The sequence below is a fragment of the Clostridium sp. JN-9 genome (assembly GCF_004103695.1).
Lineage (GTDB): Bacteria > Bacillota > Clostridia > Clostridiales > Clostridiaceae > JN-9.
On the sequence record NZ_CP035280.1, the window covers coordinates 2,802,793 to 2,817,440 of the forward strand.

The window sequence follows — 14,648 nt, forward strand, 5'->3', positions numbered from 1 at the left end:
CTTCCTTTCTATATTACCTCTTTTAGTATGAAAGTAATGCTGGCTCCATGATCTTCTGAGCTATCGGCCCATATCTTTCCATTATGTTCCTCAATAATTTTCATACATATAGCAAGACCAAGGCCGCTGCCTCCAGTAACAGTATTTCTTGAAGAATCAGCCCTGTAAAATCTATCAAATATAAAAGGTATATCATCCTTTGGTATGCCTTTACCATTGTCTTTAACATTAACCATTACATCATTGTCACTTTTACTTAATTTAACCTTTATCTTACCATTTGGTTTATCCATATATTTTATTGAATTTCCAATTATATTTGTCATTACCCTATTAATTTTTTGTCTGTCTATTAACACTTTAGCTGTTTTTCCTGCCACATTAATAAATTCTATATCTATATTTTTCTTTTCCAGATCAAATTGAAATTCCTCAACAATATCAGACAAATATGGAACAATATTTACTACTTCAAAATCATAGGTAATTTTATTTAAATCCAGCTTTGAATACAAAAATAACTCGTCAATTAACTTATCCATGCTTATGGCCTTGCTATATATTGTATTTATATATTTATTCATCTTTTCAGGTGTATCAGGTACTCCATCCTTAATACCTTCCACATAGCCTTTAATTGAAGTAATAGGCGTCTTAAGATCATGAGATATATTTGAGATTAATTCTTTTCTGTTATTCTCATACTGTGCCTGAACTTCTATGGACTCTTTAAGCTTTTTTCTCATATCATCAAATGCAAGGCATAGTTCTCCTATTTCATCACCTGAAGTAGCTTTAACTTCAAAATCAAGGTCACCATCTTTTATTTTTTTTGTTCCTATTTTTAATGAATCCAGGGGCTTAATTATGGATCTTGAAGTAAAGAAAGTAAAAATACCGCTTATAGCCGAAATAACTATGATTAAAGAAACTATAGAAAATACTAAGTACTCTCTCACAATTTTATAAAAATAACTGGTATCCGTAATGATAAATACAGTTCCCTGAGTGTTATCCTTATATAAGAAATCCATCTGTTTTATTATTAAATCATTATTATCTACAATTACTCCGCTGCCTCTATCCGACATATTAAAATTAAACTCGGGAAGCTTGTTTATCAAATCGCTTATTCCGTCCTGTCCTTGAAAAATAATATTATTTCCTTCCCTGACAACAATAAAACTGTTACCTTTTTTGAACAGCTGATTTAATCCAATTAAATAATTATTATTCTTTAGTAAGTCCGGATTTCTGGAAATTGCCAATTTTATCTCATTAAAATTTTTCATATTTATAGCTTTAAGCTGTAAATATGGATTGCCAAACATATCATTTCTCTTTTGAGTGTCCAGGTTATATGATATTTCTATCTTTTTGGTAAAATGATTCCCGATAAGGGCCATAAGCATGGCAGATAATACTACCGAGATTATTACCATAGCTATATTAGACATTATCAATTTTATTTTTATAGGCATAATGCACCTCAATTCAGTAAATTACATTATCATTAGTATACAATTTTATTTTACATCATATTTATAAAGTTGTAATAAATTATTTCTTAAAATTTCATAAAAAGTTCACACATTTTCGTTACATATAGAAAGTAATAAATATCTTCACCGTAGCTGTCCAAAATATTCAATCCTCAAGGATTTTTGGATTGCTGCGATGATTAGATATTTACTCTATAGACATATGGCTCTTTTAAATAATAATGTTGATGTGAATAGGACTTCATCAAAAGAATAAAGATTAAAGAACAAAGATTAAATAAGGTAGTTTTTCTTTGCAGAAAAACCAAAAACTCAATTGATTAAGTGAATCATAAGTTTTAATAACTAAAAATGGTTAAACAAAATAAAATGCAGGGGAAGTTTGAAATCGAAAATCTTTTCTTAAAATTCTCCCGGAAGGGACAGAAAAGCAACGTATGAATGCAATGGATATGGAAAATTAATAAAGAGCCATATACCTAAATAGCAAAGATTAAAGACAGAGAACAAAGATTATTGTTTTGCCTTTGGGCAAAACTTAAATTTCAGATTTTCTGCAAAAGCAGAAAATCTACATTATTTGATCTTTAATCTTTAATCTTTAATCTTTAGTTTTAAGGTATGTATCTTAATTTTTAGCAGCCTTAATCTGTGCTATTAACTCAGGTACTACTTTCCTGTAGTCTCCTACTATGCCAAGGTCTGCTATCTGCATTATTGCAGCACTTTCATCCTTGTTTATAGCTATTATATAATCACTGTCCTGCATTCCTGCCAAATGCTGAATTGCTCCTGAAATTCCTACTGCTATATATACATTAGGTCTTACAGTCTTACCTGTCTGTCCTACCTGATATGCTTTATCTATCCATCCATTATCTATGGCTGCTCTCGAGCCTGCTATTGTTCCATCCATTACATCTGCAAGTTCCTTTAAAAGGTCAAAGCCTTCCTTGCTTCCAAGTCCTCTGCCTCCTGAAACTATTACCTTTGCTTCTCCTATATCTGCTACATCCTTTGCAAGCTTAACAACATCTTCTACTTTTGTTCTTATATCACTGTCTTTTAAGTCTGCATGTATCTTTTCTATTTCACCTTTTCTTGAAGTATCCTTTGCAAGCTTTTCAAATACTCCAGGTCTTACTGTGGACATCTGTGGTCTGTGATCTCCGCATACTATTGTTGCCATAAGATTTCCGCCGAAGGCTGGTCTTGTCATAAGAAGATTCTTTGTTTCAGAATCAACATCAAGTGATGTACAGTCTGCTGTCAATCCTGTCTTTAATCTTGCAGATACTCTTGGTCCCAGATCTCTTCCTACAAATGTTGCTCCTACAAGTATGACTTCAGGTTTTCTTTCATTTACAAGATCACATATGACCTTTGCATATCCATCTGTTGTATAATGCTTTAATAAAGGATTATCTGCATATATTACCTTATCAGCACCATAGGCTATAAGCGTTTCTGCCATATCATCTGCCTGGCTTCCAAGCAGCAGTGCTGTAAGCTGTACTCCTAATTTATCTGCTAAATCTTTTCCTTTTCCAAGTAACTCTAAAGATACCTTCTGCAGCTTTCCGTCTCTTTGCTCTGCAAATACCCATACACCTTTATAATCTGCTATATTCATTCTAAATCCCTCCTATATATTAGATATAGTGTTTCTCTTTTAATTTTGAAACTGCATATGCTGCTGCTTCTTTAGCCGGCATATTTATCTTTTCTCCTGCACCTTTTGCTTCTTTTGTAGCTGATTTCTTTACTTTTGTTGGTGATCCAGCTAAACCAAGAAGGGATCTGTCTACATCTATATCATTTGCAGACCAAACTTTTACTTCCTTCTTAAAGGTTTCAAATATGTTTGCCATATGCATATATCTAGGTACATTTAATTCCTTTATTGCTGTTAAAAGGACAGGTGTCTTTACTGCTATTACTTCATATCCATCTTCCCATGCTCTTCTAACCTTTAATTTATCTCCCTGTACTTCTACTTTCTCTACATAAGTTATCTGTGGGATATTTAAATGTTCTGCTAATTCTGGTCCAACCTGTGCTGTATCTCCATCTATTGCCTGTCTTCCTGCAAATACAATATCGTAATCAAGTTTTCTTAATGCTCCTGCAAGGGCATTTGACGTTGCCAGTGTATCTGCTCCTGCAAAGGCTCTGTCAGATATGAGAATAGCCCCATCGGCTCCCATTGCAAGTGATTCCCTTAATGCAGATTCTGCCTGTGGTGGTCCCATGCTTATTACTGTTACTTTGGCACCATATTGCTCTTTAAGCACTAATGCTTCTTCAAGTGCATTTTTATCATCAGGGTTGATTATTGATGGAACACCTTCTCTTATAAGAGTTCCTGTTTTTGGATCTATCTTAACTTCATTTGTATCTGGAACCTGTTTTAAGCAAACAACTATGTTCATTGTATAAGTCCTCCTTATTTAAATATATGGCCTGAAATTACTAATTTTTGAACCTGTGAAGTTCCTTCATAGATTTCAGTTATCTTAGCATCTCTCATCATTCTCTCTACTGGGTAATCCTTTGTATATCCATATCCGCCGAATATCTGAACTGCTTTAGTTGTAACATCCATTGCCACATTTGCTGCTATAAGCTTTGCTCTTGCAGCATCAACAGTATATGGAATTCCTTTGTCCTTATTGCATGCAGCCTTGTACACAAGATATCTTGCAGATTCTATTTCAACATCCATGTCAGCCATCATCCATGATAAGCCCTGGAACTTGCTTAATGGTCTTCCAAATTGTTTTCTTTCCTTCATATAATCTCTGGCTTCTTCAAATGCGCCTTCGGCTATTCCAAGTGCCTGAGCTGCTATACCAATTCTTCCTCCATCAAGGGTAGACATTGCTATACCAAATCCTTTTCCTTCTTTTCCAACAAGGTTCTCTACAGGTACTTCCACATCTTCAAAAATAAGCTCTGTGGTTGAAGATGCTCTTATTCCCATTTTATCCTCAACTTTTCCTATTGAAAAGCCTTTCATTCCCTTTTCAAGTATAAATCCGGATATTCCTTTAACGCCTTTGCTCCTGTCTGTCATTGCAAATACAACAAATATATCAGCAACTCCGCCGTTTGTTATGAATATCTTTGAACCATTAAGTACATAATGGTCGCCCTTTAATACAGCAAGGCTCTGCTGTCCAGCTGCATCTGTTCCTGCATTAGGCTCTGTTAAGCCAAATGCACCTAATTTTTCTCCTTTAGCAAGTGGGATTAAATATTTCTGTTTTTGTGCTTCTGTGCCGTATTTATCAAGTAATGATGCACACAAAGATGTATGAGCTGATAAGATTACTCCTGTTGAGGCGCATACCTTTGACAGTTCTTCAACAGCAAGTATGTATGACAGTGTGTCTCCGCCTGCTCCGCCGTACTCTTTTGAAAATGGTATTCCCATCATACCGTATTTAGCCATTTTTTCTACTGTTTCCTTTGGAAATCTTTCTGTGGCATCTATATCTGCTGCTATTGGCTTAACTTCATTTTCAGCAAATTCCCTTACCATCTTCTGTACAAATTCCTGTTCTCTAGTCAATTGAAAATCCATTATACGTAGCCTCCTAAAATTATATTTAGTTTTAGAATTATTATAGTACATGTCCATAAAAATAATGGCAGAACAATATTAAAATTGATTTCAAAATGTTCTACCATTTTTCTATATTTTATAAAGAGTTTAAGTCCCCAGCCTATTGCAGGTCCACAGCTTATAGTAACTCCTTATTATCAGATTTTACCTTTTAATTACCAATGCAGTACCCTGTCCTCCGCCAATGCATAAAGTTGCAAGTCCTATTTTAGAGTCTCTTTTTAACATTTCATAAATCAGAGTTACAAGTATTCTTGCTCCAGATGCCCCTAGTGGATGTCCAAGAGCTATTGCACCTCCATTAACATTTACTTTGCTCATATCAAATTTCAAATCCCTGGTCACAGCCACGCTTTGAGCAGCAAATGCTTCATTTACTTCTATTAAGTCTAAATCCTCTACTTTTAAGTCAGCCCTCTGCAATGCCTCTCTGGTTGCAGCAACTGGACCATATCCCATAATTGCAGGATCTAGACCTTTTGATCCAAATGAAACAATTTTAGCCAAAGGCTTTAATCCAAGGCTTTTTGCTTTTTCAGAGTCCATTACTATAATAGCAGCTGCTCCGTCATTTATACCTGATGCATTGCCTGCTGTAACAGTTCCGTCCTTTTTAAATGCAGGCCTTAACTTAGCTAGAACCTCAAGCTTGCTTCCAAACCTAGGGAACTCATCCTGATCAAATATAATATCCCCTTTTTTATTTTTTATAGTTATTGGAACTATTTCATCTTTAAATCTGCCCCCCTTTATTGCCTTTTCAGCTTTCTGCTGAGAATTTAATGCAAATTCATCCTGCATTTCTCTTGTTATTCCCCATCTTTCTGCAACATTCTCAGCGGTAATCCCCATGTGATAATTATTAAATGCATCAAAAAGACCATCTTTTAACATTCCGTCCTCTAGTACACCATTCCCCATTCTTTGTCCCCATCTTGCGCCAGTTAATAGATATGGTGCCATTGACATATTCTCCATACCCCCGGCAACTATAATATCATCATAACCTGATAAAATCATTTGATATGCAAGACTTACTGATCTTAACCCTGATCCGCAGAGCTTGTTAATAGTAAATGAAGGCACTTCATATGGTATCCCTGCCTTTACAGCAGCCTGTCTTACAGGATTCTGCCCCAATCCTGCCTGTAAAACATTTCCCATAACTACTTCATCTATAAGTTCTGGTTTAAGATTTATTCTGTTTATTGCTTCTTTTATAACTGCAGCCCCTAAATCAACTGCTGATGTAGTTTTCAAAGCTCCTCCAAATGATCCTACAGCTGTTCTTACAGCACTTACTATAACTACTTCTCTCATCTAAAAATCCTCCAAATTTATTTAGTGTAATTATAAAATCCTTTTCCTGTCTTTCTGCCAAGCAATTTCCCTTTTACCATTTTTCTTAACAATGGATGAGGTCTGTATTTTGAATCTCCAAAGCCTTCATATAAAACTTCCATAATTGAAAGGCACACATCATTTCCAATTAAATCTGCCAATTCAAGAGGTCCCATTGGATGGTTGGCTCCAAGCTTCATAGCCTTATCAATATCTTCTGCACTTGCAACACCCTCAGATAAAATTCCAACAGCCTCATTTATCATTGGTATTAACATTCTGTTTACAACAAATCCTGGTGCTTCTTCTACTTCAATTGGATCTTTGCCAAGCTTTTTCCCTATTTCAATTACTTTATTTTTTGTTTCATCAGAAGTGGATATTCCCTTTATTACCTCTATAAGCTTCATGACAGGTACCGGATTAAAGAAATGCATTCCGATAACTTTGTCAGGCCTGTTAGTAGCACTTGCTACCTCAGTTATAGATAATGATGATGTATTTGTTGCCAGTATTGTCTCTGGTTTGCATAGTCCATCTAGCTCTTTAAATATCTTTTTCTTTATGTCCATATTTTCTATGGCAGCTTCAACTACAAAATCAGCATCTTTTACCAAATTAATATCAGTAGTTGGCAGAATTCTTGATAATATGCCATTCTTTTCTTCCTCAGTTAATCTGCCTTTTTTAACGCTCTTTTCCAAATTTTTAGTTATTACCCGCATTCCTCTATTTACAAAGCTATCTTCAATGTCTCTCATAGTAACATTATACCCAGCTTTGGCAAATGTCTGAACAATGCCGGATCCCATAGTTCCTGCTCCTAATACAAATACCTTCATGTTCATTCCTCCAAAATTTTAATTTATTCCAGTTTGAAATCTGCTTTTCTTTTTTCTAAAAATGCTGACATTCCCTCTTTTTGATCTTTTGTTGCAAAGCATAAAGCAAATAGCTGCTTTTCCATTTCAATACCAGTTTCTATATCTGTTTCAATACCTCTGTTTATTGATGTTTTTGCATACCTTACTGCCAATTGAGCCTTTGAAATGATTTTATTGGTTATATTCAAAGCTTCAGTCATAAGCTCTTCTGGTTTAACTACTTTGTTTACAAGGCCTATTCTTTCTGCTTCATCAGCCTTAATTAAATCTGCAGTAAATATCAATTCCTTAGCTTTTCCTATTCCTACAAGCCTTGAAAGCCTCTGAGTACCTGAAAATCCAGGTGTAATGCCAAGGCCTGTCTCTGGCTGGCCAAACTTTGCTTTTTCAGATGCTATACGAATATCACAGCTCATGGCAAGCTCACACCCGCCACCCAGTGCAAATCCGTTAACTGCAGCAATTACGGGCTTTTCCATTAATTCAATTTTCCTAAATACTTTTGACCCAAGCTCTGCAAACTGCCTTGCTTCATCTGGCGTTTTATGAATCATTTCTGAAATGTCTGCTCCTGCAACAAAAGCTTTTCCATTTCCCGTAATTATGACAGCATAAATTTCTTTGTCATTTTTAACAGTTTCCAATTTTTCATCTAATTCATGAAGAACCTCAGTATTTAATGCATTCATAACCTGAGGCCTGTTAAACTTTAAAATGGCAATATTATTTTGTTTTTCCAGATAAACGTTTTCGTTATCCAATTCTATCCCTCCTGTCTTCATAATAATTATCCAAAGCAAATATCATACCAATAAAAATTTATTATTTTATACGGTTTAATGCCATAATTTTTAATATTTTATTGTATAAAAAGTATACATGATTATAACTTATACATTTTATTAGTTAATATTAATACTCCCTTCTCCAATGTTCTGCAAATTCTAACTTTATTGAATATTAAATAAACAAATTTAAACAAATTTCTTAAAAATAAATGTATTTTTAGTACACATATAGTATAATTAATATTAGCTACTAGTAAATACTAAATAAATAATATTATTAAATTTATTTTAGGAGTGGTTGTATGCTTATACACAATGCTTTCGGATTATTAATTGAAAATATTAATGAATCTGTAATTGGCATAAACAAAGAAGGAAGGCTTATTATAATCAACAAAGCAGCAGAGAAATCACTTGGACTTAATATAAAAGAAGATATTGGAAAAAACGTCAAACAAGCTATACCTGAAACTCAGCTTCTAAGAATATTAAGAACAGGTCAAAGCGAATATAATCAAAACTTTAATTCTAAAAGCAGAGAATTTATAACAAACAGAATACCTTTGACATCTGAAGGAGTTACATTAGGTGCCATTGCAATATTTCAGGATGTCACTGCTTGTAACAAGCTTAAAAACCAGATGGAGACAGAAAAGTCATACATTAATATTTTAAATACAGTAATAAATACAGTTAATGAATGTATAGTGGTTGTTGATAAAAATGGAATTATTACAATGATGAGTGAAGCTTATAAAGAGTTTATTGACAACAAACACCCGGAAGGCATGGACGTAGAAGAAGTAATAGAAAATTCAAAATTAAAAAGGGTACTGGAAACTGGGAAAGTTGAAATTGGTGAGCTTCAAAAAATCAGAGGGAATACCATGGTATCAATGAGGGTGCCAATAATAAAAGATAATGAAGTAATAGGTGCTGTTGGCAAAATTATGTTTAAGGATGTGAGGGACTTATATTCGCTGTTTAAAAAAGTTAATGTTCTTCAAAAAGAAGTTCAGTTTTATAAAAATGAATTAAATGAGCAAAGTAAAGCCGCTTACTCCTTTTCTAATATCATAGGGGATTCTCCAAAGACAAAATATTCAAAGGAAATAGCAAAACGTGCAGCAAATACTGATTCTAATGTATTAATACTTGGTGAAAGCGGCACAGGCAAGGAACTATTTGCCAATGCCATTCACAATGCAAGTAAACGTTATTTAAAACCTTTTGTAAAAATTAACTGCGCCGCTATTCCCCATGAACTGCTGGAATCAGAATTATTCGGTTATGTGGAGGGTGCTTTTACAGGTGCAAGAAAGAGCGGTAAAAAAGGTAAATTTGAATTAGCTGATGGAGGTACTTTACTCCTTGATGAAATTGGTGATATGCCCATGGACATGCAGGTTAAGTTACTGAGAGTATTACAGGAAAGAGAAATTGAACCCATAGGAAGTACAGTGTCTAAGAAAATAGATGTAAGAATTATAGCCGCTACAAATATAGATATTGAGGAATGCATTAATAAAGGGTGTTTTAGAAAAGATCTTTATTACAGGCTAAATGTTATGAAAGTAGTTCTTCCTCCTCTAAGAGAAAGAAAAGAAGATATTCCAGAGCTTGCAAATGAACTTAGAATTAAGATAGCTGACAGGCTTGGAATATATGTAGAAGGCATATCAAAGGAAGCAATAAAATACTTAACAAATTATGACTGGCCGGGAAATATACGTGAGCTGGAAAATGTTATAGAAAGGGCAATAAACTTTTTAGATTCTGACTTAATTATAAAACCTAAACATCTCCCCGAGAAACTCTTAAAAAATAATACAAAAGGCTCATATGAATTAAAAGACGGTTCCCTGAAAAGTACCATTCAGGATATGGAAAAGGGCATAATTTATGATGTACTTAAGAAAAATGGATGGAATAAAAATAAAACTGCAAAGATTCTTGGAATCAGCAGAGCAGGATTATATAAAAAAATAGATGAGTATAATTTTAATAATGTATAAAATATATACATGGAAATAAAAAATGCATCATTGTGAACTAATCAATAATATTAATCAACTAATAACATATCCTCAGCACATGTGTATATAAAATATACATTTTATACAGCAGTTGATTCTTTGTAATAAAGCAATCAATTCTATAAATATGCGTATTAACGCAGAATATATTTCTTTGGCACAGAAATTGCTAGTTGTTATAGCATAACTTATAATTTTTGGAGGTGTATTATAACATGGCAGTAATTGAAACAAAAAATCAAGCTGTTAAGAGAATTAAAAATGGTATGTCTATAATGGTTGGAGGTTTTTTAGGAGTAGGTTCCCCTTTAAATATGCTGGAGGAACTAAGTAAATCAGGCACTAATAATTTAACATTAATCCTTCCTGTGGCTTCATATCCAGGGGGCAATCACGATATTGATAAATTAATATTGAATAAGCAGGTTAAAAAATTTATAGGATCTCATATAGGTACAGATCCAGAACTGGTAAAGCAATATAATGATAAAGAGCTGGAAATTGAATTTAACCCAATGGGAACATTAATAGAAAGAATAAGGGCTGCAGGTGCAGGTCTTGGCGCAATTGTTACACCAACAGGAGTTGGCACGGAAATCGAAGAAGGAAGAATGAAAATGACCATTGATAATAAAAAATATCTGGTTTATCCTCCTTTAAAAGCCGATGTTGCTATTATAAAAGGCTTTAAGGCTGATAGAGCAGGAAATATTCAATATAGAGGTACCTCTAAAGCTGCAAATCCTATTATGGCTTCTGCCGCAGATTTAGTAATAGCAGAAGTTGATGAGATTGTAGATGTAGGTGAAATTCCTTATGACAGAGTTGGTACACCTGGTATTTTTGTTGATGTTATTGTTCAGGGAAGTTCTTTAGAGGATAGGCAGAAACATTATGAAGACTTGTGGACTAGAGATAAAAAAATAGTTTAATAAAGGAGTAAGGATATGGATAAGAGAGAATTTATAGCACGCAGAGTGGCTAAAGAATTTAAATCAGGAATGGTTGTTAATTTAGGTTTTGGCATACCTACACTTTCCTCAAATTATATACCAAAGGGTATTAATGTAATACTTGAAACTGAAAATGGCGGTTTATCTTTTGGCTCAGCACCTAAAAAAGGTCAGTCTGATCCTGATCTTGGCAATGCAGGCGGCGAACCAATTACAATGCTTCCAGGTGGCTCCACATTTGATCTTGCAACATCTTTTGGCATTATTAGAGGTGGACATGTTGATATGACTGTACTTGGAGCACTTGAATTAGATCAGGAAGGTAATATTGCAAACTGGAAGATCCCAGGAGCTTTTGTACCTGGAATGGGTGGTGCAATGGATCTTTTAGTTGGTGCAAAAAAAGTAATAGCAGCTCTCACTCACACTGACAAAAAAGGTAACCCTAAAATATTAAAAAAATGTACTTTACCATTATCTGCTTCAAAGGTGGTAAATACTATAATAACTGAAATGGCAGTAATGGACGTTACCAAGGATGGTCTTGTACTAAAAGAAGTTGCACCAGGATTAACAGTTGATGATGTTATAAAAGCTACAGATGCTGACTTGATAATACCAGATGATATAAGGCAAATAGCAGTGTAACTACAGTTATGAGTTATGAGTTAATAGGTAAGAAGTAAGAAGTAAGAGGTTAATAAATAAGGCTTTTCTGCGAGGCAGAAAAGCCTTATTTATTCCTTTAATTTTATATTTTATAAAATGTTTACTACTTCATATCCAGCATCTTCAATAGCTGCTTTTATAGCTTCATCTTTTACTTTGTCATCTGCTTCAATAGTAGCTGATTTTGTATCTAAGCTTACATTAACATTGCTTACGCCATCAATTTCATTTAATGCATCTGTAACATGCTTTACACAATGCATGCAGCTCATTCCCTCAATTGATATTTTTTTAACCATTTATGATTACCCCTTTCAATAATGTTATTTTATAATATTAAACAGATAAGCTATATTTAAATTTTAAATCTCACCTATCTGAAAAACTTATCTAATCTACAGGCTTAAATCTCTTAAGTCTAAGTGCATTAGTAAGTACTGATACTGAGCTGAAGCTCATTGCTGCTGCTGCTATCATTGGATTTAATAATGGTCCTCCGAATAAATACAATACACCCATGGCAACTGGTATGCCTAATGAATTATAGCCAAATGCCCAGAAGAGATTTTCTTTTATATTTTTAATGGTTTTTTTACTTAACTGAATTGCTGTGGGCACATCCATTAGGTCACTTCTCATAAGCACAATATCAGCAGATTCAATTGCTACATCAGTACCTGAACCTATGGCAATACCAATGTCCGACTGTGCCAATGCAGGAGCATCATTTATTCCATCTCCAACCATAGCAACTTTTCTGCCTTCTAACTGTATTTTTTTAACCTCATTTGCCTTATCCTGTGGAAGGACCTCTGCCAAAACTCTGTCTATTCCAACCTGCTTTGCTATTGCTTCTGCTGTTCTCCTATTATCACCTGTAATCATTGCTACCTCTATACCCATTTTATGGAGCTTATCAATAGCTTTTTTACTATTTTCTTTTACTGTATCAGCAACAGCAATAATCCCGGCAATATTGCCATCCACTGAGATATACATAGGTGTTTTGCCCTGCTTTGCTAGCTCATGAGAGCTTTCTTCCATTGACTTTATTTCAACATTACTTTTTTCCATAAGCTTTCTATTCCCAAGAAGAATATCACTGCCATCTATTTTAACTTCTATTCCTTCACCTGGAATTGCTTTAAAGTAATCCAGCTTTTTAATTTCCACACCTTTTTCTGCGGCTTCTTTAACTATAGCTTCTCCAAGAGGATGCTCAGAGCCCTTTTCTGCTGATGCAGCAAGCTGTAATAGATAATCCTTGTGCAGATTATTGGTTGTTATTATATCTGTAACCTTTGGATTTCCTTCAGTAATTGTACCCGTTTTATCAAAAACAATGGTCTGTATTTTATGAGTAGTTTCTAATGCTGCCCCGCTTTTTATAAGCACTCCATGTTCTGCACCTTTTCCAGTTCCCACCATTATAGCTGTTGGCGTAGCTAATCCTAGTGCACAGGGACAGGCAATTACAAGAACAGAAATAAATATTGTTAAAGAAAACACTGTATCTTTACCTGAAAAATACCATGCTAAACTTGATATAACAGCTAATGATATTACAACTGGTACAAAATATCCTGCAATAATATCTGCAAGCTTAGCTATAGGGGCCTTTGATCCTTGTGCATCCTCAACTAACTTAATAATCTGGGCTAAAGCCGTATCCTTTCCTACTTTTGTGGCTCTGTACTTAATCATTCCATTTTTATTGATGCTTGCACCAATTACTTTATCTCCTATATTCTTTTCCACAGGTATACTTTCCCCTGTAAGCATTGATTCATCAACAGAGGTGCTTCCTTCAACTACTTCACCATCTACTGCCAGCCTTTCACCAGGTTTTGCAATAACAATATCTCCAGCTTCAACTTCATCAATTGAAATTTCAACTTCTTTTCCATTATTAATAATTATTGCGGTTTTTGGAGTTAATCCCATAAGCTTTTTTATTGCCTCTGAGGTTTTTCCCTTAGTAACTGACTCTAAATACTTGCCAAGTGTTATAAGAGTTATTATTGTTGCAGCTGATTCAAAATATAAATCATGAACATACTGAGTATTTCCGCTGATAATTTCAAATACCGCATATAATCCATAAAGGAATGCTGCAGATGTTCCTATGGCAACTAAGGAATCCATATTTGGACTTCCCTTTATCAATGTTTTAAATCCAACTTTATAAAATCTGCTGCCAGCTATAATTACTGGAATAACCAGCGCTAATTGAATTACTGCAAAGGATAAAGGGTGCATCATAGGATCAATTGCTGCCGGAAGTTTAAGTCCAAACATATGCCCCATAGATATAGTTAATAAAGGTACTGTAAATATTAAGGAAAAAATAAATTTTTTCCACAGCAGATTCGACTCCTGCAGTTTCTTTTCTTTATCCTCATCTACTGAAATTTCCTGGTCTAAGGCTTTATACCCTGCTGCTTCCACTGCTTTTTTTATATCAGATACTCTAACCTTGGATGGTTCATAGGTTATATTCATATTTTCTGTTGCCAGATTAACATTGGACTCTACAACTCCATCAATTTTTCTTGTTGCCCTTTCTACTGCCCTTACACAGGATGCGCAGGTCATACCCTCTATCTTAAATGTTTTGCCAACGGCTTCAACTACAGCCTTATATCCTGCCTTTTCCACAGCATTTTGAATTTTATTTACATCCACCTTGGACTCATCATATTCAATGTTTAACTTTTCAGTGGCCAGATTAACATTTGCATCTGAAACCCCGTCAATCTTCTGAGATGCTTTTTCTACTGCCCTTGCACATGCTGCGCAGGTCATACCCTCTATTTTAAATGTTTTATTAACCATAATACCCTCCAT

General features: G+C 34.3%; 12 protein-coding genes. 3 read left to right on the top strand and 9 right to left on the bottom strand.

Annotated features, from left to right (window positions below):
* Positions 1 to 8 precede the first annotated feature (8 nt).
* The 7 genes from EQM05_RS13510 to EQM05_RS13540 all read right to left on the bottom strand — a co-directional run bounded on the left by EQM05_RS13510 (position 9) and on the right by EQM05_RS13540 (position 8,116).
* Positions 9 to 1,481 (bottom strand): HAMP domain-containing sensor histidine kinase, encoded by a 1,473-nt coding sequence (locus EQM05_RS13510; protein WP_128750513.1) that lies wholly within the window; start codon positions 1,479 to 1,481, stop codon positions 9 to 11.
* A gap of 649 nt (positions 1,482 to 2,130) precedes the next feature.
* Positions 2,131 to 3,135 carry an electron transfer flavoprotein subunit alpha/FixB family protein gene (locus EQM05_RS13515; RefSeq protein ID WP_128750514.1) on the bottom strand — a complete coding sequence of 335 codons (1,005 nt, stop codon included), beginning with the start codon at positions 3,133 to 3,135 and terminating at the stop codon, positions 2,131 to 2,133.
* Positions 3,136 to 3,154: 19 nt separating this feature from the next.
* Positions 3,155 to 3,934, bottom strand: coding sequence for an electron transfer flavoprotein subunit beta/FixA family protein (locus EQM05_RS13520; RefSeq protein WP_128750515.1), 780 nt, complete (start codon positions 3,932 to 3,934; stop codon positions 3,155 to 3,157).
* Positions 3,935 to 3,948: 14 nt separating this feature from the next.
* Complete coding sequence (locus tag EQM05_RS13525) at positions 3,949 to 5,088, bottom strand: acyl-CoA dehydrogenase (protein ID WP_128748660.1); 1,140 nt, start codon at positions 5,086 to 5,088, stop codon at positions 3,949 to 3,951.
* A 186-nt stretch (positions 5,089 to 5,274) separates the two neighbouring features.
* A complete protein-coding gene (locus tag EQM05_RS13530) occupies positions 5,275 to 6,450 on the bottom strand; it encodes an acetyl-CoA C-acetyltransferase (RefSeq protein ID WP_128750516.1) in 1,176 nt (391 codons plus the stop codon).
* Positions 6,451 to 6,467: 17 nt separating this feature from the next.
* Entirely contained in the window at positions 6,468 to 7,313 is an 846-nt protein-coding gene (locus EQM05_RS13535; protein WP_128750517.1) for a 3-hydroxybutyryl-CoA dehydrogenase, read from the bottom strand.
* 23 nt (positions 7,314 to 7,336) lie between these two features.
* Positions 7,337 to 8,116, bottom strand: coding sequence for a short-chain-enoyl-CoA hydratase (locus EQM05_RS13540; RefSeq protein ID WP_128750518.1), 780 nt, complete (start codon positions 8,114 to 8,116; stop codon positions 7,337 to 7,339).
* 329 nt (positions 8,117 to 8,445) lie between these two features.
* On the opposite strand from EQM05_RS13540, the gene EQM05_RS13545 reads away from it, so the two are divergent.
* The 3 genes from EQM05_RS13545 to EQM05_RS13555 all read left to right on the top strand — a co-directional run bounded on the left by EQM05_RS13545 (position 8,446) and on the right by EQM05_RS13555 (position 11,780).
* Positions 8,446 to 10,158 carry a sigma 54-interacting transcriptional regulator gene (locus EQM05_RS13545; protein WP_128750519.1) on the top strand — a complete coding sequence of 571 codons (1,713 nt, stop codon included), beginning with the start codon at positions 8,446 to 8,448 and terminating at the stop codon, positions 10,156 to 10,158.
* 236 nt (positions 10,159 to 10,394) lie between these two features.
* A complete protein-coding gene (locus tag EQM05_RS13550) occupies positions 10,395 to 11,111 on the top strand; it encodes a CoA transferase subunit A (protein WP_128750520.1) in 717 nt (238 codons plus the stop codon).
* Between the two features lie 15 nt (positions 11,112 to 11,126).
* Complete coding sequence (locus EQM05_RS13555; protein WP_128750521.1) at positions 11,127 to 11,780, top strand: 3-oxoacid CoA-transferase subunit B; 654 nt, start codon at positions 11,127 to 11,129, stop codon at positions 11,778 to 11,780.
* Positions 11,781 to 11,890: 110 nt separating this feature from the next.
* On the opposite strand, the gene EQM05_RS13560 is transcribed toward EQM05_RS13555, so the two are convergent.
* Entirely contained in the window at positions 11,891 to 12,100 is a 210-nt protein-coding gene (locus EQM05_RS13560) for a copper ion binding protein (protein WP_128750522.1), read from the bottom strand.
* 91 nt (positions 12,101 to 12,191) lie between these two features.
* A complete protein-coding gene (locus tag EQM05_RS13565; RefSeq protein ID WP_128750523.1) occupies positions 12,192 to 14,636 on the bottom strand; it encodes a heavy metal translocating P-type ATPase in 2,445 nt (814 codons plus the stop codon).
* Between the last annotated feature and the right edge of the window lie 12 nt (positions 14,637 to 14,648).

Bases quoted from the DNA above. Each gene is read 5' to 3' on its own strand.
- EQM05_RS13560 (WP_128750522.1), bottom strand. From the start codon at position 12,100: ATGGTTAAAAAAATATCAATTGAGGGAATGAGCTGCATGCATTGTGTA.
- EQM05_RS13555 (WP_128750521.1), top strand. From the start codon at position 11,127: ATGGATAAGAGAGAATTTATAGCACGCAGAGTGGCTAAAGAATTTAAA.
- EQM05_RS13510 (WP_128750513.1), bottom strand. From the start codon at position 1,481: ATGCCTATAAAAATAAAATTGATAATGTCTAATATAGCTATGGTAATA.
- EQM05_RS13550 (WP_128750520.1), top strand. From the start codon at position 10,395: ATGGCAGTAATTGAAACAAAAAATCAAGCTGTTAAGAGAATTAAAAAT.
- EQM05_RS13545 (WP_128750519.1), top strand. From the start codon at position 8,446: ATGCTTATACACAATGCTTTCGGATTATTAATTGAAAATATTAATGAA.
- EQM05_RS13520 (WP_128750515.1), bottom strand. From the start codon at position 3,934: ATGAACATAGTTGTTTGCTTAAAACAGGTTCCAGATACAAATGAAGTT.
- EQM05_RS13515 (WP_128750514.1), bottom strand. From the start codon at position 3,135: ATGAATATAGCAGATTATAAAGGTGTATGGGTATTTGCAGAGCAAAGA.
- EQM05_RS13565 (WP_128750523.1), bottom strand. From the start codon at position 14,636: ATGGTTAATAAAACATTTAAAATAGAGGGTATGACCTGCGCAGCATGT.
- EQM05_RS13535 (WP_128750517.1), bottom strand. From the start codon at position 7,313: ATGAAGGTATTTGTATTAGGAGCAGGAACTATGGGATCCGGCATTGTT.
- EQM05_RS13530 (WP_128750516.1), bottom strand. From the start codon at position 6,450: ATGAGAGAAGTAGTTATAGTAAGTGCTGTAAGAACAGCTGTAGGATCA.
- EQM05_RS13525 (WP_128748660.1), bottom strand. From the start codon at position 5,088: ATGGATTTTCAATTGACTAGAGAACAGGAATTTGTACAGAAGATGGTA.